Here is a 19,698-nt window from a genome sequence, read left to right as displayed (position 1 = left end):
TCAATCAATCACGGCGCCTCGCCAGAAACGGCAATTCTTGCCGCCGGGCAGAAAAGATAATGCCGCGACGGCCCCCAAGCAGGCTCCCTCCAAATCGCAACATACTGATTTATATGAATATTTTTCTTGAACGAGACGTGGCCCGGTCCTTGCTGAAAGGAGGATAGAACTCTTCTGGAAAGGCCACCCGTGGTTAGCGTTACGCAGGATATCGCCTCAACCGTCTCGTTTCAGGGCACGCGTTCGACCTCGTCGCGCGACGATCAGCGGTCGGATGCCGACAGCTTCGGCTCGCTGGTCGACAACACTGCCGTAGTGGCCGATCGCGCCGCAGCCGCCCAGCCTGATCTGCCAGCACCGGCACGGCGCGACGACACGCGCTCCTCGAGCAATGACCGAACACGGCAGTCCGATGATCGCGCCGACAACGCGGCCGCGAATCCGCGCGACCGCGACACCCAGGCAGCCGATGCCGCGCAGGACTCCCGCAAGGCGACGAAGAGCGACCCGAGCGACACGAAGGCCGATTCCAAGGCCGACGCGAAAACGGGCGACAAGACCGACACCAAGGACGCCTCGTCCAAGGATACCGACAAGAGCGCAACGACCGACACCGACGCAACGGCCTCAACCGAGAAGCCCGTCGCGATCTCCGCCGTCGCCGTCGCAATTCCGGTGCCTGCGGCCACGACAGATGTTGCAGTAGCTCCGACAGCGCCCGAAACCACCGGCGTTGCACAGCCTCTCGCCATCGCTGCAGCCGTTTTGAAAGCCCAGACGGCAGTGACCGAAGCTGCGACGGCTGACGCCGAAGCGGCACCTGCAACGACGCCCCCGGAAGCCGAAGCGAATTTCGCGGCACTTATCGCATCCGCGACGCCCGCGGGCGGCAAAGCCGGCGCAAAGAAGACCGGCGCAGCCGATGCCACAACGGCATCAACGGCCGAGGCTAAATCAGAAGACAAGACCAAGACCACCGAGACGACGTCCGCGCAGCCAGCCGACGCGGCCGCAGCGTCGACCGTCGGCAAGGATACCAAGCCGGGCGACAAACCCGTAGATGGCTTGGCAACTGACGCGACCGCCGTTGCACCGGAAGCTGCAAAGCCTGCGGCTGGCGCTGGCCATGAGCGTCGCACCGAACACGTCGCTCAGGCTGCAGTAACGGATGTGACCGCGCCGACCACCAATAGCTTGCAGCAGCAGCCATTGCAGACCGCACCGACACCAATTGCAGCTGCGACCCCGCAATTGACCGCCACGGTCGCCACCAACGCGCCGGTGCCTTTGAATGGCGTCGCCGTCGAGATCGCGCAGAACGCCAAATCGGGCAAGAGCAGCTTCGACATCCGGCTCGACCCTGCCGAACTTGGCCGTATCGATGTCCGGCTCGAAGTCGACAAGCATGGCAATGTCACCTCGCACCTCACCGTCGAGAAGCCGGAAACCCTGACCATGCTGCGCCAGGATGCACCGCAACTGCAGCGCGCGCTCGAACAGGCCGGCCTCAAGACCAACGACAGCGGATTACAATTCAGCCTGCGCGATCAATCGCAAGGCCAGCAACAGAACAGTGGCGAGAATTCGGGCCGCAACGCCCAGCGCCTGGTGATCCACGAAGACGAGTCCGTGCCTGCGATCGCTGCGGGCCGCAGTTATGGCCGCATGCTGGGATCCAGCAGCGGCGTCGACATCAGTATTTGAGGAGCGAACCATGGCAGTTGACGCAACGACTCCACCCCCAGTCGTATCCGGTACCACACCGGTATCGAACTCGAGCAGCAGCTCTGGCTCGACGACCACCGGCATTGCCGATAATTTCCAGACGTTCCTGACGCTGCTGACGACGCAGCTGCAGAACCAGAACCCGCTCGATCCGCTCGATACCAACCAGTTCACGCAGCAGCTCGTGCAGTTCGCGGGCGTCGAACAGCAGCTCAAGTCGAACGATCAGTTGAAAGCCCTGGTCGATCTTGGCAAAGCTACGGAAGCGACGCAGGCGCTCATCTATGTCGGCAACAACGTCGCTGTCGATGGCAGCACGGCGCAATTCAAGACGTCGGCGACATGGAATCTGCTCGCCGACAAGGACTCTACAGCCACCGTCAACATTACGAATTCAGCTGGTAACGTTGTCTACACCGGCAAGTATACGTTGCAGTCGGGCAACGGCACTTTCGTATGGGACGGCAAAGGCAATGACGGCGTTCAGTATCCCGAAGGGGCCTATACGCTGACTGCAACGGGCAAGGACGACAACGGCCGTGATGTTGCTATCTCCACGGAAGTCCAGGGCGTTGTCGATTCCGTCGATCTGTCAGCGAGCCCCGCTCTGCTCTCGATCAACGGCAGCAACTATACCGTCGACAAAATCAAGCGCGTGGTGCGTCCGACGACAACGCCGACGACTCCAACCACACCGACAACCTGACGCTGCGCCGCATCATCTCCTCGGGACGATTATTTCGAACCAAATCCAGTTCTATTCGCATTGGAGTTGTAGGCTTAGGCAAATTTTAAGTCGCTGGGCGTAGATTGTTGAAGTGAGTTCAGTGGTTGAGAGTTTGTGAGTACGCCATGACAGAACCCCATCGCCCGAGGGTCAAATACGTCATCGGGCCTGACGGCAGTCCGTTAACAATTGCGGATCTGCCCGCGCCCGGAACTAAACGGTGGGTCATCCGCCGCAAAGCCGAAGTTGTGGCCGCCGTCCGCGGTGGCCTTCTGTCCCTGGAGGAAGCCTGCAGCCGTTATACGCTGACAGTCGACGAATTCCTCTCCTGGCAGTTCTCGATCGACCAGCACGGTCTGGCAGGACTGCGGACCACCCGCATCCAGCAGTATCGTCAGTAAACGGATCGTTAATATCTCCAATTCGATGAAAACCGGCTCCCTCATGGGAAGCCGGTTTTCGTCATTTGGCCATATTTTTGCCACCCGTTAACCGCCGTTAACCATATCGAAACCATACCCCGGCAAAATTTGCCCAGTCGGTCTTTGAGGCCGAATCTCAGGGGCTGGTTCGTGCAGAGTCTTCTAAGTTTCCTTAAAGGTCTCGGCGCGGCGCGCCTGATGGCGATGGTTGCGGTCACGGCCGCGCTCATCGGCTTCTTTGCTTTCGTCATCATGCGGGTCACCACGCCGCAGATGACCACCCTGTTCACGGATCTGAGCGTCGAGGACTCCTCCGCAATCATCAAGGATCTGGAACGTCAGGCTATCCCCTATGAGCTGAAGAACGACGGTGCCGCCATCATGGTGCCGAAGGACAAGGTGACCCGCCTGCGCATGAAGCTGGCCGAAGGCGGCCTGCCCAAGGGCGGCGGCGTCGGCTACGAGATCTTCGACAAGTCGGACGCTCTCGGAACAACAAGCTTTGTCCAAAATATCAACCACTTACGCGCTCTCGAAGGCGAATTGGCGCGAACGATCCGGGCGATCGATCGGGTGCAGTTCGCCCGCGTCCACCTCGTCCTGCCGGAACGCCCCCTATTCTCCCGCGAAGCGCCTGAGCCTTCGGCCTCGATCGTGGTCCGCGTCCGCGGCGCCCTCGACCCGCAGCAAGTCCGGGCGATCCGCCATGTCGTCGCCTCGGCCGTCAACGGCCTGAAGCCGGCCCGGGTTTCGATCGTCGACGAAGCCGGACAGCTGCTCGCCGACGGCGCCGCTGACGCGACCATGGAAGGCGCGACCGGTGACGAACGCCGCGCCGGGTTCGAAAAGCGGATGCGGAGCCAGGTCGAAGCGATCGTTTCCTCGGTGGTGGGCGCAGGCCGGGCCCGGGTCCAGCTCACAGCCGACTTCGACTACAACAAGGTCACGCAAACCTCCGACAAATTCGACCCCGAAGGCCGGGTATTGCGCTCCAGCCAGAGCCGCGAAGAATCCTCCGCGGTCGGCGAGCGGGATGGCCAAGTCACCGTCAACAACGAACTGCCAGGCAATCAGGCGGCCGGCAACACGGGGACGGCGAAGGATCAAAGCAAGAAGTCGGAAGAAACCAACAATTACGAAATCTCCCGCGTCACCAAGACCGAAGTTACCGAAGCGGGCCGTGTCAATCGCATCTCGGTCGCGGTACTGGTCGACGGCAGCTACAGCAAAAACGAGAAGGGCGAGCAGGTCTACGCCCAACGCCCCAAGGAAGAACTCGATCGCATCGCAGCGCTGGTCCGTTCGGCCATTGGCTTCGACCAGAAGCGCGGCGATCAGGTCGAGGTCGTCAACCTGAAATTCGCCGAGGGCCCAACTGTCGTCCCGACGCCGGAGCCGACCGGTCTGCTCGGCATGATGCAATTCACCAAGGATGACGTGATGCACGTCATCGAACTCGCGGTCATGATGCTGCTCGGCCTGGTCGTGATGTTCATGGTCATCCGCCCGCTGGTCCGCCGCGTCCTCGCCTCTGAGCCCGTGCCGGCGCTCCCTGCAGCCAACGCTCTCGTTCTTCCCGACGGTGTCGCCCTCAGCGCAGATGGACAGACCGTCATTCCCGCCGGCGGCCCCAACATGATCGACGTCGCCACCATCCAGGGTCAGGTCCACGCACAATCTGTGCATCGCGTAGGCGAACTGGCCGATCGTAACCCCAACGAAACCGCAGCCATCGTTCGCGCATGGCTGCAGGAACCGGCGTGATCTGAATGGCATCCGTTCCGCAAACCACCGGCGACAACAGCAGCGACATCGCCAGCGTCGTAGCATCGCTCGCGCAGCGCCAGGGTGGCCGTGCGCCAGCGAAGCCGCTGAGCGGCCCGAAGCGCGCAGCCATCCTGATGCTGGCGCTGGGTGAGCAATATGGTGGCAAGGTGTGGGCGCAGCTCGACGACGACGAAGTGCGCGAGCTCTCACTTCACATGTCCTCGCTCGGCACCATCGAGCCGGAGACGGTCGAAGATCTGCTGCTCGAATTCGTATCGCGGATGTCCGCCTCGGGCGCCCTGATGGGCACTTTCGATGCCACTGAGCGTCTGCTGACCCAGTATCTACCGTCCGAGCGCGTCAGCGGTATCATGGAAGAAATCCGCGGCCCTGCCGGCCGCAACATGTGGGAAAAACTCTCCAACGTGCAGGAAGAGGTTCTCGCGAACTACCTGAAGAACGAATATCCGCAGACCGTCGCTGTGGTGCTGTCGAAGCTGAAGCCGGAGCATGCAGCACGCGTGCTCGGCATCCTCCCCGAGGATCTCGCGCTCGACGTCATCAACCGCATGCTCAAGATGGAAGCGGTCCAGAAAGAAGTCATCGAGCGTGTGGAACAGACGCTGCGCGTCGAGTTCATGTCGAACCTCTCGCAGACCCGTCGCCGCGACGCGCACGAAGTCATGGCGGAAATCTTCAATAACTTCGACCGCCAGACCGAAACGCGATTCATCACCTCGCTGGAAGAAGACAATCGCGAGGCGGCCGAGCGCATCAAGGCGCTGATGTTTACCTTCGACGACCTCATCAAGCTCGATGCCGGATCGGCACAGACCCTGATGCGCAGCATCGATAAGGACAAGCTGGGAATCGCACTGAAGAGCGCCAACGAGGAAGTGCGCGCGTTCTTCATGGGCAACATGTCGTCCCGCGCCGCCAAGATGCTGACCGACGATATGGCCGCGCTCGGCCCGGTCCGTCTGCGCGATGTCGACGAGGCACAGGCACTGCTGGTGAATTTGGCCAAGGATCTCGCCGCCAAGGGCGAAATCGTGCTGACCAAGAACCGCGCCGACGACGAGCTGGTGTATTGATGGCCGCCCCCGCAAAATTTCTGTTCGATATGGACTTCGCAGCGCCCGACAAGACGCGCGCGCCCGCGATCACGCCCGCCGAGATCGCGGAGAAGGTTGCCAACGCCGAGGCCCAGGCCTATCGCGCAGGCTTCGATGCGGCCCAGCGGGAGGCGAAGGCCGAAAGCGACCGTCGCGCCGCATTGGCGCTGGAACAGATCGGCGTTGCGATCTCCTCGATCTCGTCGCGCTTCGGGGCCATCGAAGAAAAGATGGAAACCGAAGCTGTCGATGTTGCGGTGTCGGTGGCACGCAAACTCTGCAGTGAATTGATCGCCGTCGAGCCGCTCACGGAAGTCATGGCTCTGGTCCACGACTGTTTCAAGAATCTGGTTTCGACGCCGCATCTCGTGGTGCGCATCAACGACCAGCTCTACGACGAAGCACGCGAGCGCATCGAGAAACAGGCCAAACAAAGCGGCTTCGCCGGTCGCCTCGTCATCCTCGCCGAGCCGGATATCGAGAACGGCGACTGCAAAATCGAATGGGCGGATGGCGGCGTCGTGCTCGAACGCGCAACCATCGACGCCAAGATCAACGAACTCGTCGGACGCTACATGGCGTCGCGCAATCAGGCCTGACAGGGCTGTGAGGACTAGAATATGAGCGATCCCCAGGTTCCGCTTCCCGATCTCAATGCCACCGATCCCGGCGCAATGGGGGACGTCGGCTATGCTGACGAAGAACAGGTCACGCGTATTGCCGCCGATCTCGAAGCGGTCTTCGACGTTCCGGTTCAAGTATCTGCCGTGCTCGGCCGCTCCAAGATGGGTGTGGGCGAATTGCTGAAGCTCGGGCCCGGCACCGTGCTCGAACTTGACCGCCGCGTTGGCGAAGCGATCGACATCTACGTGAACAACCGCCTGGTGGCGCGCGGCGAAGTCGTCCTCGTCGAAGAAAAACTCGGCGTCACCATGACTGAAATCATCAAGGCTGAACGCAGCTAATTCGGGACAAACGGCGCCTCAAGGGCGCGACCAGGATATAACAGGAGATCACCATGCGGCTTCTCATCGTTGGTACCCTCAAGGGCCAACTCACCACCGCCACCAAGATCGCCATGGATAACGGCGCCTCCGTGGTTCATGCCGAAGGCCACGATCAGGCGATGGGCGTGTTGCGCGGCGGCAAGGGCGCGGATCTCCTGCTGGTGGATGTCGCCCTCGACATCCGCGACCTCGTGATGCGGCTGGAAGCCGAACACATCCATGTGCCGATCGTCGCCTGCGGCATCACCACCGATGCCCGCGCCGCGGTAGCCGCGATCCATGCCGGCGCCAAAGAATACATCCCGCTGCCGCCGGATCCGGAACTGATCGCCGCCGTTCTCGCCGCTGTCGCCAATGACAGCCGCGACCTGATCTATCGCGACGAGATGATGGGCAAGGTGGTCAAGCTAGCGCAGCAGATCGCCGGCTCCGATGCGTCAGTGATGATCACGGGCGAATCCGGCACCGGCAAGGAAGTGCTGGCGCGCTACGTCCACACCCGCTCCAACCGCGCCAAGAAGCCGTTCATCAGCATCAACTGCGCTGCAATCCCCGAGCATCTCCTGGAGTCCGAACTGTTCGGCCACGAGAAGGGCGCCTTCACCGGCGCAATCGCACGCCGCATCGGCAAATTCGAGGAAGCCACCGGCGGCACACTCTTGTTGGACGAAATCTCGGAAATGGACGTACGGCTGCAGTCGAAGCTGCTGCGCGCCATTCAGGAGCGCGTCATCGACCGCGTCGGCGGCACCAAGCCGGTGCCGGTGGACATTCGCATCATCGCAACCTCGAACCGCAATCTCTCCGACGCCGTGCGCGAAGGCACGTTCCGCGAAGATCTTCTGTTCCGCCTGAACGTCGTGAACCTGAAGATCCCGCCGCTGCGCGATCGCCCGGCCGACATTCTTGAGCTGGCGCAACATTTCGCCAAGAAGTATGCCGACGCCAATGGCGTGCCGGTGCGTCCGATCTCCGCCGAAGCACGGCGCGTGCTCACCGCCAATCGCTGGCAGGGCAACGTCCGTGAACTCGAAAACACGATCCACCGTTCGGTGCTGATGGCCAACGGCGACGAGATTGGCGCGGATGCCATCCTGACCCCGGATGGTGATCGTCTCGACCTCGCCAAGACCCCGCCGGCCGTCGCGCACGCCACCATGGCGGCAGAAACCGTGACCCGCGCACTGGTCGGCCGTACCGTAGCCGATGTCGAGCGCGATCTGATCCTGGAGACGCTGAAGCACTGCCTCGGCAACCGCACCCATGCGGCCAATATTCTTGGCATCTCGATCCGCACGCTGCGCAACAAGCTCAACGAATATGCCGATGGTGGTCTGCCGATCACACCGGCCGGAGCAGGCGCCGGCGACTATCGTGCGGCCATGGGCGCGATGTAATTACGCAAAGAACGACAACGACGCGCCCTGCGAATAGCTCGGCGCGTCCTGCTTCCGAAAAATCTTGATCGGATCGCCCGGCGTCAGCTCCTGCCGGGTGAACATCGCATAGGCGTAGAGCGCGAGATAACCGATCGAAATCGCGCCGATCACATAGACGATCCCAATGCCGATCCGCTTCATGCGACCGCACCCCGCCGCACGAGATGGCGGAGCCACAGCCAGATCATCGGGACGACCACGAGTTCGCCGATCAGACTGATCAGGAGTCCCACGGTCGGAAAGCCATGACTGAGCAGGGCCAATAGACGCGCGGCAGCGCCGAATACGAGGATGAAGGTCACGATCGAAATCCGCTCAAAGCGCTTTTCGATCTGCGGGATCGCCGACCAGTAGATCAGCCCGACCGCCACCAGCACGCCCTTGATGAAGCGCACATAGCCTTCCATGGTCACGCCGAGCCTGACGCCCGACAGGCTGGTGCCGAACAGCACGCCGGTCAGGCCGAACAGGATGGCCACGAGGCCGACGATCGCCAGTGCGATCTGAAGCAGTCTGCGTTCCAAAATGGGCTCCCTAGGCTCAAGCAGCCTAATAACTGCGTCATGGAACGACAATGAGCAACCGGCCACGTTGGCGCACGCGACTTGGGGTCTCCGGCTTGCGTCAGACGCCTGAATGGTTAGCTTTCCCCGCTGAGTCGCGGCAAAATGGCCGTGCACCGCTTTCCAGAGACGCAATGTCGACCTTTACCCCGCATCAGGATGCCGCGCTGAAAGCCGTCGACGACTGGCTGAAGGCAAAGCCAGGCCGCAACGGCACACCGCAGGTGTTCCGGCTGTTCGGCTTTGCCGGTACCGGCAAGACGACATTGGCGCGGCACGTCGCCGACAATGTCGATGGCGAGGTGAAATTCGCGGCCTTTACCGGCAAGGCCGCGCTGGTGATGCGCAACAAGGGCTGCGACGGCGCATCCACGATTCACTCGCTGATCTATCGCGCCCGCGAGAGCGGCGAGGAGCAGCCGAATTTCGAACTGTGGGACGACGCGCCGGCGTCGAAGGCCAAGCTGATCGTTATTGACGAATGCTCCATGGTGGACGCCGAACTCGGCCGCGATCTCCTGTCCTTCGACTGCCCTTTGCTGGTGCTGGGCGACCCCGCGCAGTTGCCGCCGATCCAGGGCGGTGGCTTCTTCACCGAGACCGAGCCCGACGTGATGCTGACCGAAGTGCATCGTCAGGCCGAACACGATCCGATCGTGCGCATGTCGATGGACGTGCGCGAGGGACGCTCGCTGCAGCCCGGGCAATACGGCCTGAGCGAAATCGTGTCGCGCAAGGCACTCGATCCGGACCGCGTGATGGCCGCCGATCAGGTACTGGTCGGCCGCAACAATACGCGGCGCGCCTACAATATGCGTGTGCGGCAGAAACTTGGCATTGAGGACCTGTTGCCGGTGGCCAATGACAAGCTGGTCTGCCTGCGCAACAACCGCAAAAAGGTGCTGTTCAACGGCGGTCTGTGGCGGGTGAAGGCGCGCGCCGCCTCGAAATCGCAGATCATCACCATGCGAATTTCCCCGGATGAGGATTTTGGCGGCAAGGTCACCAAGGTCTCGGTACGCGCAGACTGTTTCTCCGGCGGTGTTGAGACGCTGCCATGGGAACAGCGCAAGCCTTACGACGAATTCGACTACGGCTACGTGCTGACCGTGCACAAGAGCCAGGGCTCGCAGTGGGATGATGTCGTCCTGTTCGACGAGAGCTTTGCATTTCAGGAGAGCCGCGCCCGCTGGCTCTACACGGGCATCACCCGCGCCGCAAAGCGCTTGAGCATCGTGGTTTAACGCGCGTATTTTGCAATCAATCGCATGCGCTGATCTGACGCGTCTCGGCTCACCAGGCCTCGTGGAACACGATGCCCGCCCGAACGTTTCGGCCTCTTACGCATAATAAGGAGCTCGATATGCATCCCGCAAAAATCCTGACGATGGCCACGATGATCGGTGCGAGTGCGCTGGCGTTTTCGGCGCCGGCAACATCAGCGCCACTGGTTAGTCAGCCCAGCCTCGCCAGTGCCGTACCGTCGGCCACCGAGAACGTGCAGTATTATCGCCGCTACGGTTATGGCCCACGCTACGGCTACGGTCCTGGCTACTATCGCCGCGGACCCAGCGCTGGCGCCGTCGTCGGCGGCCTCGCAGCGGGCGCCATCATCGGCGGCGCGATTGCTGCCAGCCAGGCCAACGCGGCGGCCCAGCAGAACGCAGCCTATTGCTCGCAGCGCTATCGCTCCTACGATCCCGCGTCAGGCACTTATCTGAACAACGATGGCAACCGTTATCCTTGCCCATAGGCGGACAGCGCCGTCCCCAAACAAAAGCCGCGAGACTCACGTCCCGCGGCTTTTTCGTGCCTTTGTCAGATCCTCACGAATTCGTGTGCGGCATCGCGTAACAACCGGCACCCTCTTCCGTATCTCGGATGTGCCCACCGGAAATGCCGATTGCGAACCGCGGGCTCCGGTCTAGACTGCCGATATCCGGCCATCGATCATCCAAGAGGACCTGCTATGCGCCGCTCCCTGTTCAGCCGCCTCTCGCTCTGCGCCTTTGCCGGCGCATTGGCGATTTCGACCGCCCTCGTGGCTCCTACTTTTGCCGCGGAAGAGGCTGTCATCATTCCCGCACCCGCAGCGGATACGCCGGCCGCGACCGGCATTCAGACTGCGGTGATTGCGGGTGGGTGCTTCTGGGGCGTCCAGGGCGTATTCCAGCACACTGCGGGCGTCGTTAACGCTGTATCCGGCTATGCTGGCGGCTCCAAGAGCTCGGCCAACTACACCGCGGTGAGCACCGGCTCGACCGGACACGCCGAAGCGGTCGAGATCAAATACGACCCGGCGAAAATCAGCTACGGCAAGATCCTGCAGATCTATTTCTCGGTGGCGCATGACCCGACCCAGCTGAATCGCCAGGGCCCGGATTCGGGCACGCAATATCGGTCGGAAATTTTCGCGACGACGCCGGAGCAGAAGAAAGTGGCGGAAGCCTATATCGCTCAGCTCAATGCCGCGAAGGTCTACAAGAAGCCGATCGTCACCAAGCTCGGCATGCTCGAAGCCTTCTATCCGGCGGAGGCTTATCATCAGGACTACCTGACGCTGCACCCGAACCAGCCCTATATTGCCTATAACGATATTCCGAAGGTCGAGAACCTGAAGAAGATCTTTGCCCAGAACTATATCGAAAAGCCGACGCTGGTGAGCGCGTCGAAGGTCACAAATTGACCTGAGCGCTCGCAGCCACGGCCGATCGGGAAGGAGAAAGAATGACCGATACCAACACGACACCCGGCAAGGTCGAAAAGAGCGAAGCCGAATGGCGCCGCGAACTGACCCCGATGCAGTATGCGGTACTGCGCGAAAAGGCGACGGAGCGTCCGTTCACCGGCGAGTACGAACATGACCATACGCCGGGCACCTTCGTCTGCGCCGGCTGCGGCCAGACGCTGTTCGAGTCCGACGCCAAGTTCGATTCCGGCTGCGGCTGGCCGAGCTTCACGCAGCCCTCACGAGAAAGTCATATCGACGAAGAACGCGATGTGACCCACGGCATGATCCGCACGGAAGTACTGTGCTCCAAGTGCAATGGTCATCTCGGACATGTGTTCGACGACGGCCCCGGACCCACGGGATTGCGATACTGCATCAACTCTGCGGCCTTGAAACTTCAGCCTAAATAAATACGTATCCCGTATCGAACTGTTTCCATGCCCCGTGCGACTCATCGAAGTCTCGCGGGGCATTTCTGTCCAATACTTGTCCGTAGGCGGCTTCGCCCATTGCCTGTTACTTGAACATGCCTCAGCGGCATGCACGTTCGCGAAGAAGAATAAGAAAGTACCAAGATGTCTACCCGTTCAAATCGTTTGTTGCTCGGCATTGCCCTTGCGGGTCTCATTCTCGAAAGCTTGGTGTCCCACCCCGCACTAGCAACCGACAAGGTGTCGCTGTTCAAGGTGATCACGGCCAAGGACGAGATCATCATCGGCATTAACGATGATCAGCTCTCCACTTTCGAAGCCAAGAACGCCGGCGGCGTCGCCAAGCATCTGGTCCAAAAGGGTACGCTGACGGCCTGGCAATACGCCGTGCGCAAGGCTGAGGCGGGGGCGCTGGAGCAGGCGCCTTTGCGGCAGGTGGGCCTTATGTCGACTGAGGCGCTGCGGGTCGAGCCCTATACGACCCCCCTGAAAATCGTGCCGCTGCCGGATGTGACCGGACAATAGGCAAATATTGCGCTGCGCGCGCCGCTGCCCATGCCTTGGGCGCGCGCTAAGCTCTTTAAATCACAAAGCTATTACGGCAATACCGTCCGCGCACTGCGATTCATCATGCTGTATCGCAGGTGTCGCAATCGGCCAAAACGTGCTTATATTGGGGTCTGTCCTGAAATGATGTTCCGCGCGCCGCCGGATCGGCTGCATTGCGAATGAAGCGTCGTTTCGTTGCGTATTCAGATGAGGTCCCCGACCATGGCAGCTTTCAGCTACAACACCGCAGCCGAACTCTTCCCCGCCGCGATCCGCAAGAAAAAACGTGCCGGTTTCGCCTATCGTCGTTTCGATACGGCCGCCGCCGCTGTCCAGTTCGCGATCGAGGAGCTGCCGGCTGACTCGCTGAACGGCGCCTATCTGCAGGTCGAGGAAGCCCGTTTCGACCAGAGCGGCATTCGCTCGCTCTATGAGAGCCAGGACTTCCCGCTCGAGCGCCGCGTGCGCGCTGAAGAGCCTGCGACCGACGACGCCGACGCAGCTTGAGCTTTACGAATTGAGACGATTGCAGCCCGGACTCTGAACTAGAGTCTGGGCTGTTTTTCGAGCCACTTGCGCAGCATTCTGACGTTGCGGACATTGGCCCGGAACATCACGTCGAACGCATCGCCGATAAACGGCACGATGCCGACAGCACCGTCCACCGCAACATTGCCCAGCATGCGCGCCGTCAGATGCCATGGCGCACCGAGCGCCCGTGCCTCGCGCACCACCCATAGCGAGATCGCCGTGGTGATGATGTCGCCCACGATCGGAATCAAACCGATCAGACCATCGATGCCATAGCGGATCTTGGTGCCGGGTACGATGAAGGCGACGTCGAGCAGTTTCGCCAGCGCATCCAGCCGCGCCAGCCGTTGCTCGCGCGTGAGATTGGCAAACGGATTGGCGCCCGCTCCGAAGTCGAACCGAAAGCCCTGCACATCCGGCCGAACTTGCTCGGGCCGAACCTCAAAACCATCCTGATCGATGATCGGACCATGCGTGGACGCCGCTTTGCGCGGGCCCCTCGCGTCGTAAGTGGTTGATTGACCTGTGCTCATCATGGTCGTGACATGGGGGCCGCACACACAATCTGCAAGCGGCATCGCGTCGCGCCCTGCCCGGTGCGATCGCTGAGGTTCCTGGACGATCAGGCCAGCTTGCGGGCGCGGTCGATGGCTTCGTCCATGTTGAGATCCGGCACCATCGAAGGCGCTTCGAGATCGCATAGGGCGAAGCGGTTCTTGCCGTCGTTCTTGGCGGCATAGAGCGCCTGGTCCGCAGCCGCGATCAGCCGCTCCGGATACTGCCCGACCTGCGGATGCCACTGCGCAACGCCGATGGACGCCGCAATCGGAATCTCGCCGGGCGCACAGGCCGCGGCGTCGATGCGGCACACATCGAGAATACGGCGCGCGATGCCTGCCGCTTCATGCAGCGTCGTCGCCGGCAGGATAATGCTGAACTCATCGCCGCCGGAACGCGCGAGCAGATCGCCGGGGCGGAGTTTGCTCTGGGTCATCAGCGTGAAGTGACGCAGGCAATCGTCGCCGGCCGCGTGGCCGTGGCCGTCATTGATCTCCTTGAAGCCATCGAGATCGATCGCCAGCAGCGCGAACGGCTTTTGCGTGCGGCGCGCCAGCGCGCATTCCTCGGTGATGCGCTGCACCAGATGGCGGCGATTGGCGACACCGGTGAGATCGTCGACCAGCGCGAGTTCGGCGACTTCGCCGCGCAGGCGGTCGATGGCCATCAGCAGGAATCCGAAATTCCATGACATCGCGAGGAACACCAGCACCAGCACCATCATGGCCTGGACATTGTTGAAATTGGCGAAGGTCATGCCGCCGCCGATATTCGCCAGAGCGGCCGCCGAGCGAACCGCATGCACCACGACGAGCGCGATGGCGAGCCAGCCGGCGAGACGCGCGCCGGCATTGCCGCCGCCATCCTTGCGCGACAACAGCAGCGGCACGGTCATGGCAACGGTGATCGACTGGCCACCGGAATAGATCAGCACGCGCACGGCCATATTGTCGTGCCACAGCGTGAACAGCAGCAGTCCGGCCATGCTGGCGCCGACGATCGCCACTTGCGGGCGCCATCCTGCCGGGCGGCCATAGAACTGGTGCATGCCGATGGTGGCGAGACTGGTGGCAAATAGCAAAAGACCACCGCCCAGCACGATGGGGATCAGCGGATCGACATCGGTGCCGCGCAGCACCGAGACGGCGGTGCCAAATGCTGCGGTGAGCGCGGCTGCGGTCCAGTAACGCGCCGCGTGCAAATTGGGATAGCTGGTGGCCACATAGGCCCAGACCACGCCGAGGGCCAGAAAATTGACGGTGAACACCGTGAACAGCGTGCCGACATTCAACATCGGCGGCACCCGCCACGTTGTGCGCTGCGCCCCTGCGCGCTGCTGTCGATCCCCGTCATCGCTCTCACCACTCGTTCCCAGCAGGTGGTAAAATGCGTCGGCGACGCTTAACGGAATCTGACTCGCGGCGGATAATCCCCAGTGTGGTTTTGAAAGAGTGAAAGGGAATGAGTTAATCCGACTTTCACCATCGGGGTTCTCCAAGTTCGCCCAGCGGGCGCACGGCCTGACGAAAGCTTAATGCCGCGCGCGCCTCACTCAGCTCCTTCGGCTATCGCTCCCTGACCTATCGGCCGGCCGCGAGGCGATCGGCGAAATAGCCGATGGTCTTGCGATAGATCGTGGCCCTGTTCCACTCGCGCATCGCCTCGAAATTCGCCGTGCCCTCGCCGTAAGGCTGGCCGCCCCTGAAGCCCGCGGTCTTCAGGAGGTTCGCGGTCGAGGCCAGCACGTCCGGCACCGAATGCCTGAGATCCACATGGCCGTTGCCGTCGAAATCGACGCCGTATTTGATGTAGCTCGACGGCAGAAATTGCGTCTGGCCGAGCTCGCCGGCATAGGCGCCGATCAGGTCGCGCTGCGGCAGGTCGCCGCGCTGCAGGATCTTCAGCGCTGCGATCAGCTCGCCCTGAAACAGCTCGGTGCGGCGGCAGTCATGCGCCATGGTGGAGAGCGTGCGGATCACCGGCATCTTGCCGATGTCACCCTTGCCGAAATCCGACTCAAGGCCCCAGATCGCCACCACGATTTCAGGCGGCACGCCGAAGCGCTGCTCGATGCGCGACAGCAGCGAGGCGTGGCGCTGCATCATCTGCAGGCCCATGGAGATGCGGCCCTGGCCGACGCGGGTCGAGACATATTGCTCGAAACTCTTGTTGAAGGTGCCACGCTGGCGGCGATCGAACGACAGCACCGCGGGGTCCTGCGTCACGCCCGCAAAGGCCTGCGCAATCACGCCCTGCGACACGCCGGCGGCGGCTGCCTCCTGCGACATCTGCGCAATGAAGCTCTGGAAATCGCCGCCGCATTTGGCGGCCTGCGAGGACGTGGCCGTCAGCGCAACCGAGGCAAAGGACACAGCGGCAATGGCAATGGCGGAGATACGATTGATCATGAAAAACCTGCTGGGTTGGCGATACCGGAGTGTGGCATGACCGGTGTGTCCGAACAACGGCGCCTCTCTTCTCCCTCCCTCAAGCGGCGAAGCCGCGCAGTGGGGAGGGTGGCTGGCCGAAGGCCAGACGGGTGGGGTGATGCAATAAGCTCGGAGTGTGCGGAGGCACCCCACCCCGGCCTCCACTTCGAACGAAGCTTCGCTTCGTCCTCGTTCGGCCGACCCTCCCCACTGCGCAGCTTCGCTGCTTGAGGGAGGGATATCGCGCCCGCCTGCGCGCCATTGCTGAGGTGAATGTCAAACAGCCACCGCTCTTCAGACATGCGTCATCGCCCCCATTGTTTGCGGCGCGGGGGCGCCGTCGTGTTTCGCATTCCCACCCTCCTGAAAGAGGGCGTGCGGAACGCCGGGTGCCCGTTGCACCCTTGGGCCTGATGCCATGCGGTCTTCCGCAAGTAAGAGTGCATCAGGACTTTCGGACGCGCTGGGCGAAGTGCCCGGCGTTCCGCCTGCGGTGTTTTTTCAGCCTGCTTGCGCGTTGCCATGGCGAACGATCCGATCACCAAAATTACAGTCCCAAGGCGAATGGGACAGGGTGCCTCAAGCGAGTAAGCCGGACGCGTTTTGACTTGGTCGTCCGTCACACTGTCCAGGGGTCTTTCCATCCCAAGGCCGGCCGTCTCCTTGCCAGTGGCAGTGCTGGCGCAGATCCGTCCTGCCCGAAGACAGACGTCACCCATGAACCGCGTGACGCCGCATCTCCGGCGTCCACCGCATCCTGCCCCGCGAACGTGACGATCGCGATCGCCCCTCTCGGTGGGGCAGGACGGATCGGATAATAATCCTTATTTCTGAAACGTCAAGAACAAATCGTGAACTTTTGGACGCGAGCTGGGCGGCGCGTTCCGCCGGTAACCCCTGCCCGCTTTTGCCCACAGATGCATGCACGCTTTGCGCGATGAGGCTTTGACTTCGGCCGCGCCATCGCCCACTTAACCGCCATGGCCAAGAAACCCGGTACCAATCCCAAAGGCGAATTCGCCTTCTTCAACGTCTTCTATGAAGACGGCTCGCAGCGCTCCAACCGCCGCGTGCCCTCCGAATTGCTGGGCGGCCTCGACGGCGATGAGCCGGCCAAAGCCGCCATCGCCGAGCAGGACCGCGAGATCGCCGAGAAGTCCGGCCGTCCGGCGCTGGAGATCAAGAGCGTCGAGCGCGTGGGCGCGAAGAAGAAGTAGCGACTACCGCAGTACGACAACCTTCACTCCGCTTCGATTTGAGTTATAGGTCGTGGCAATCGGGCGGAGAGTTGCTGTCCCAAATAATTGCAAGCGAAAGCCACTTCGTTGAATTCAGCTAAGTTGAAGCTCAACCTCTCGCCCAAAGGTATGGAGCGTGACCGTGTTTGCAGCTTTGCGAACACGTCGACCTCGCTTCGATCATCTTGAGAGTCGATCGCTTCGCCGATCACTATTTCGACCTCCGTTGAACCGCGAAGATAAAACACTTTCATTCGCGGGGTTTGGAGCTCAAACGACGACGCTCCTTTTGTTTCAACATTAGTGATCACACCGGCTCGATGTTCCAAGCAATTGCGCGCGGCTTGTAGTGATTTGTATGAGTCCGCAAAATCAAGTTTTGGGACCAAACATTCATTTACATCTTCCATCAACTTCCAAAAGGGCAATCCGGCCGCTTTCCGCTGAAACGGCTTCAGAAAAACCGATAGTGTCTCGCTGGACCTAACCGTATGAGCTTTGGTTAGAAGAGCGACCAGCAAGTGCGCTTCTTCAAGTGCGTGGCGTACAGCACGCAGCAATTCCTGAAAAGCTTTGGCGAGAATCCAGCTTTCGTGAATCTGTCGCCTCTGATCAGCATTTAAGTTTGGCGTATTGAAGCGATAAAATGTTGCATCGGAGGGTGGGGGTTGGCTTAAATCGAATGTCTTAAGTGCCTCGAAGTGCAGACCAACAACTTCTGTACTCTGAACCACAGCGGCCCCAATAATCTGAGCCATTCTGTTTTGATTTATTTCGAGATTAATCTTTGGCTTTTGATCCGACATCACGCGTCCATCATCAACAAGACCATTCACACGAAACGATTCGTCGGCGGGATAGAGGCAGCAAGCGTAGAGCGGTTAGCAGCGGGCTGCGCTTCGCTAACCACCCTACAGCCCTATAGAACTCCTCAGAGATGGTATCAAAAAATCTAGTCAACGCTTCCTGTTGAGTTTCAGAACTCTAAACGGTCGCGCAAGAATGTTTGCTATTCGACTGATGTTCCAAGCGCCAACCCTAGCGAGCTTACTCAACCCACCCTCCAATGCTTCCCCGACAACCACGTAGTACGTCGGCCCAGATTGTTGCGCAAATAGCCTTATGGACGCGACCAAATAGTCCTTCCTATTAGCTCGCTGGTATCCTATCCGCAGTTCGTGAAGAGCAGTAGATGGCAACGCAATATCCGGTTCGCCTCCAATGTGATTGAAGACGCTCGCATCGCCTGAAACTATCATTTCCTGTAGCAGGGGTTTGAAGCTTCTCAATCCAACCTCGGCAACAGCGAAAGAATGCCCTATTTTCCCAAGCATCCTAAAAAGCATGTGAGTGTCCCAAACAGGCGAAGAAAAAGATGAGATTCCATACTTTCCCTTCAATGCAGCCTGATCGTAATTGAGCACGACCACCGAAAATCCACTCGTCATCTGATTTCCTCCCTGGCCTCCGGCAAATATGCCGGGAGGCCCGTAGACAGGCATATTGAAGATGACAGGATAGTCTTCGACAGGCATCTGAATGATATGGTCAGTGCCATTCTTCTGAACAGTGAGCGGCAAAGTGCTAGGTCGAGAACTTTTTCGTTTACCGCGAATCTGCAAGTGTAACCGTAGCGACTTCAACGTACGAAGCAGGACATCCCCTTCCACGAGACGTCCCGTAATATCTTCACAAGACTGGCAACTCGCTTCCGGCAGCTCAAGCTTTCCGCCCAATCCTTCTGCAATAACATGTTCCGCACCTAGCGGTCGCGAGCGCAACTCTGGTTTGTTAGAATAGATAGCAGTCCCACAATATATGCATTCACCAACCGAATCATATTTGGGAAGACCAGCTTCGGGCACAATTGAGACTTCTTGAAATACTCTTAGAGACCGCCCCGATACCCATTGCAAAAATGACGAGCCAAACGAGCGGAGCAGACTACCAAGCCGACGAAAGCACATTGTCGCCAAGCCTTGGAAATCTGCAGCAGCGTCTTTCAGAGCATCGACTAGCAGCTTACGCAGGCTATTCTTAGGGCCAGATCGATAGAATGCTTCGATAAACGCTCGTGCAAGACTTCTGAATTTGGATTGATCTATTGCAAATGCAAGCGAGGCGTCTCCCGCATTCACGACAAGAGCTAAGCGCCCTCTGACCTTCGTAGTCCCGACACCAAAATTGGTAGCATTTACTGGGTAGGGAGCGACGTTTCGGGCAGCCTCAGGAGATTTTGCAGCCAACTGAAAGGCGCCAGCCGCTGCCCCCAAGAGCCCACCTACAATTTCTGTTACTTGTGCAGGCGACAAAGTGCCGGAGCCAACTTCCAAATCGCCGTTCAAGAACTTGAATGAGATGTTTCCATCCTCAAGAGGCTCGACACTAAAGCCATCGACATGTCGGGATATATTCATCAGTAGCCGCCAATATCAGTTCTCAATTGCCGTCCAAATATCACCTATC

General features: G+C 60.4%; 22 protein-coding genes. 15 read left to right on the top strand and 7 right to left on the bottom strand.

Features of this window, described 5'->3' with window-relative positions:
* The first annotated feature begins 189 nt into the window (after positions 1-189).
* The 8 genes from RSO67_RS22960 to RSO67_RS22925 all read left to right on the top strand — a co-directional run bounded on the left by RSO67_RS22960 (position 190) and on the right by RSO67_RS22925 (position 8,160).
* Positions 190-1,704, top strand: a complete 1,515-nt coding sequence (locus tag RSO67_RS22960; protein WP_315840712.1) for a flagellar hook-length control protein FliK — start codon at positions 190-192, stop codon at positions 1,702-1,704.
* A 10-nt stretch (positions 1,705-1,714) separates the two neighbouring features.
* Complete coding sequence (locus RSO67_RS22955; RefSeq protein WP_315840711.1) at positions 1,715-2,431, top strand: flagellar hook assembly protein FlgD; 717 nt, start codon at positions 1,715-1,717, stop codon at positions 2,429-2,431.
* Positions 2,432-2,577: 146 nt separating this feature from the next.
* A complete protein-coding gene (locus tag RSO67_RS22950) occupies positions 2,578-2,853 on the top strand; it encodes a DUF1153 domain-containing protein (RefSeq protein ID WP_002714638.1) in 276 nt (91 codons plus the stop codon).
* 171 nt (positions 2,854-3,024) lie between these two features.
* Positions 3,025-4,638 carry a flagellar basal-body MS-ring/collar protein FliF gene (gene fliF / locus RSO67_RS22945; protein WP_315840710.1) on the top strand — a complete coding sequence of 538 codons (1,614 nt, stop codon included), beginning with the start codon at positions 3,025-3,027 and terminating at the stop codon, positions 4,636-4,638.
* 5 nt (positions 4,639-4,643) lie between these two features.
* Positions 4,644-5,735 (top strand): flagellar motor switch protein FliG, encoded by a 1,092-nt coding sequence (gene fliG / locus RSO67_RS22940; protein ID WP_089262059.1) that lies wholly within the window; start codon positions 4,644-4,646, stop codon positions 5,733-5,735.
* Positions 5,735-6,355, top strand: coding sequence for a FliH/SctL family protein (locus RSO67_RS22935; RefSeq protein WP_093759440.1), 621 nt, complete (start codon positions 5,735-5,737; stop codon positions 6,353-6,355). Before fliG ends, RSO67_RS22935 begins: the two co-directional genes overlap by 1 nt.
* A gap of 21 nt (positions 6,356-6,376) precedes the next feature.
* Positions 6,377-6,721 (top strand): flagellar motor switch protein FliN, encoded by a 345-nt coding sequence (fliN, locus tag RSO67_RS22930; RefSeq protein ID WP_089262063.1) that lies wholly within the window; start codon positions 6,377-6,379, stop codon positions 6,719-6,721.
* A 53-nt stretch (positions 6,722-6,774) separates the two neighbouring features.
* A complete protein-coding gene (locus RSO67_RS22925) occupies positions 6,775-8,160 on the top strand; it encodes a sigma-54 interaction domain-containing protein (protein ID WP_068733445.1) in 1,386 nt (461 codons plus the stop codon).
* Here the strand turns inward: RSO67_RS22925 and RSO67_RS22920 are convergent, their stop codons facing one another.
* Both RSO67_RS22920 and RSO67_RS22915 read right to left on the bottom strand, forming a co-directional pair.
* Positions 8,161-8,343 (bottom strand): hypothetical protein, encoded by a 183-nt coding sequence (locus RSO67_RS22920; RefSeq protein WP_093759441.1) that lies wholly within the window; start codon positions 8,341-8,343, stop codon positions 8,161-8,163.
* On the bottom strand, positions 8,340-8,726 hold the full coding sequence (locus tag RSO67_RS22915; RefSeq protein ID WP_315840709.1) for a DUF4345 domain-containing protein: 387 nt from the start codon (positions 8,724-8,726) through the stop codon (positions 8,340-8,342). Before RSO67_RS22915 ends, RSO67_RS22920 begins: the two co-directional genes overlap by 4 nt.
* A gap of 173 nt (positions 8,727-8,899) precedes the next feature.
* Here RSO67_RS22915 and RSO67_RS22910 point away from each other — a divergent pair, with 173 nt between their 5' ends.
* The 6 genes from RSO67_RS22910 (at position 8,900) to RSO67_RS22885 (ending at position 12,983) form a co-directional block, all read left to right on the top strand.
* A complete protein-coding gene (locus tag RSO67_RS22910) occupies positions 8,900-10,009 on the top strand; it encodes an ATP-dependent RecD-like DNA helicase (RefSeq protein WP_315840708.1) in 1,110 nt (369 codons plus the stop codon).
* A gap of 119 nt (positions 10,010-10,128) precedes the next feature.
* Positions 10,129-10,518, top strand: coding sequence for a BA14K family protein (locus RSO67_RS22905; RefSeq protein ID WP_315840707.1), 390 nt, complete (start codon positions 10,129-10,131; stop codon positions 10,516-10,518).
* A 216-nt stretch (positions 10,519-10,734) separates the two neighbouring features.
* Positions 10,735-11,451: a peptide-methionine (S)-S-oxide reductase MsrA gene (msrA, locus tag RSO67_RS22900; RefSeq protein ID WP_315840706.1), complete on the top strand. Its 717-nt coding sequence runs from the start codon at positions 10,735-10,737 to the stop codon at positions 11,449-11,451.
* 41 nt (positions 11,452-11,492) lie between these two features.
* Positions 11,493-11,906, top strand: coding sequence for a peptide-methionine (R)-S-oxide reductase MsrB (msrB, locus tag RSO67_RS22895; protein WP_315840705.1), 414 nt, complete (start codon positions 11,493-11,495; stop codon positions 11,904-11,906).
* 165 nt (positions 11,907-12,071) lie between these two features.
* Positions 12,072-12,452 carry a hypothetical protein gene (locus RSO67_RS22890; RefSeq protein WP_139285870.1) on the top strand — a complete coding sequence of 127 codons (381 nt, stop codon included), beginning with the start codon at positions 12,072-12,074 and terminating at the stop codon, positions 12,450-12,452.
* 246 nt (positions 12,453-12,698) lie between these two features.
* Positions 12,699-12,983 carry a hypothetical protein gene (locus RSO67_RS22885; RefSeq protein WP_068733430.1) on the top strand — a complete coding sequence of 95 codons (285 nt, stop codon included), beginning with the start codon at positions 12,699-12,701 and terminating at the stop codon, positions 12,981-12,983.
* A 38-nt stretch (positions 12,984-13,021) separates the two neighbouring features.
* Here the strand turns inward: RSO67_RS22885 and RSO67_RS22880 are convergent, their stop codons facing one another.
* The 3 genes from RSO67_RS22880 to RSO67_RS22870 all read right to left on the bottom strand — a co-directional run bounded on the left by RSO67_RS22880 (position 13,022) and on the right by RSO67_RS22870 (position 15,973).
* Positions 13,022-13,540 (bottom strand): DUF4112 domain-containing protein, encoded by a 519-nt coding sequence (locus tag RSO67_RS22880; RefSeq protein ID WP_410001911.1) that lies wholly within the window; start codon positions 13,538-13,540, stop codon positions 13,022-13,024.
* 89 nt (positions 13,541-13,629) lie between these two features.
* Positions 13,630-14,859, bottom strand: coding sequence for a GGDEF domain-containing protein (locus RSO67_RS22875; protein ID WP_315840703.1), 1,230 nt, complete (start codon positions 14,857-14,859; stop codon positions 13,630-13,632).
* Between the two features lie 286 nt (positions 14,860-15,145).
* Positions 15,146-15,973, bottom strand: coding sequence for a lytic murein transglycosylase (locus tag RSO67_RS22870; protein WP_315840702.1), 828 nt, complete (start codon positions 15,971-15,973; stop codon positions 15,146-15,148).
* 1,001 nt (positions 15,974-16,974) lie between these two features.
* Between RSO67_RS22870 and RSO67_RS22865 the strand changes: the two genes are divergently transcribed.
* Complete coding sequence (locus RSO67_RS22865) at positions 16,975-17,211, top strand: hypothetical protein (protein ID WP_068733419.1); 237 nt, start codon at positions 16,975-16,977, stop codon at positions 17,209-17,211.
* A 23-nt stretch (positions 17,212-17,234) separates the two neighbouring features.
* Here the strand turns inward: RSO67_RS22865 and RSO67_RS22860 are convergent, their stop codons facing one another.
* Together RSO67_RS22860 and RSO67_RS22855 are read right to left on the bottom strand one after the other, a co-directional pair.
* Complete coding sequence (locus RSO67_RS22860) at positions 17,235-18,068, bottom strand: hypothetical protein (RefSeq protein ID WP_315840701.1); 834 nt, start codon at positions 18,066-18,068, stop codon at positions 17,235-17,237.
* Positions 18,069-18,188: 120 nt separating this feature from the next.
* Positions 18,189-19,649: a hypothetical protein gene (locus tag RSO67_RS22855; protein ID WP_315840700.1), complete on the bottom strand. Its 1,461-nt coding sequence runs from the start codon at positions 19,647-19,649 to the stop codon at positions 18,189-18,191.
* Positions 19,650-19,698 lie beyond the last annotated feature (49 nt).

This window comes from Tardiphaga sp. 709, assembly GCF_032401055.1.
In the GTDB taxonomy this organism is placed as follows: Bacteria; Pseudomonadota; Alphaproteobacteria; order Rhizobiales; family Xanthobacteraceae; genus Tardiphaga.
Note: the sequence above shows the minus strand (reverse complement) of the source record. Positions and strands in the feature narration are given on the sequence as shown.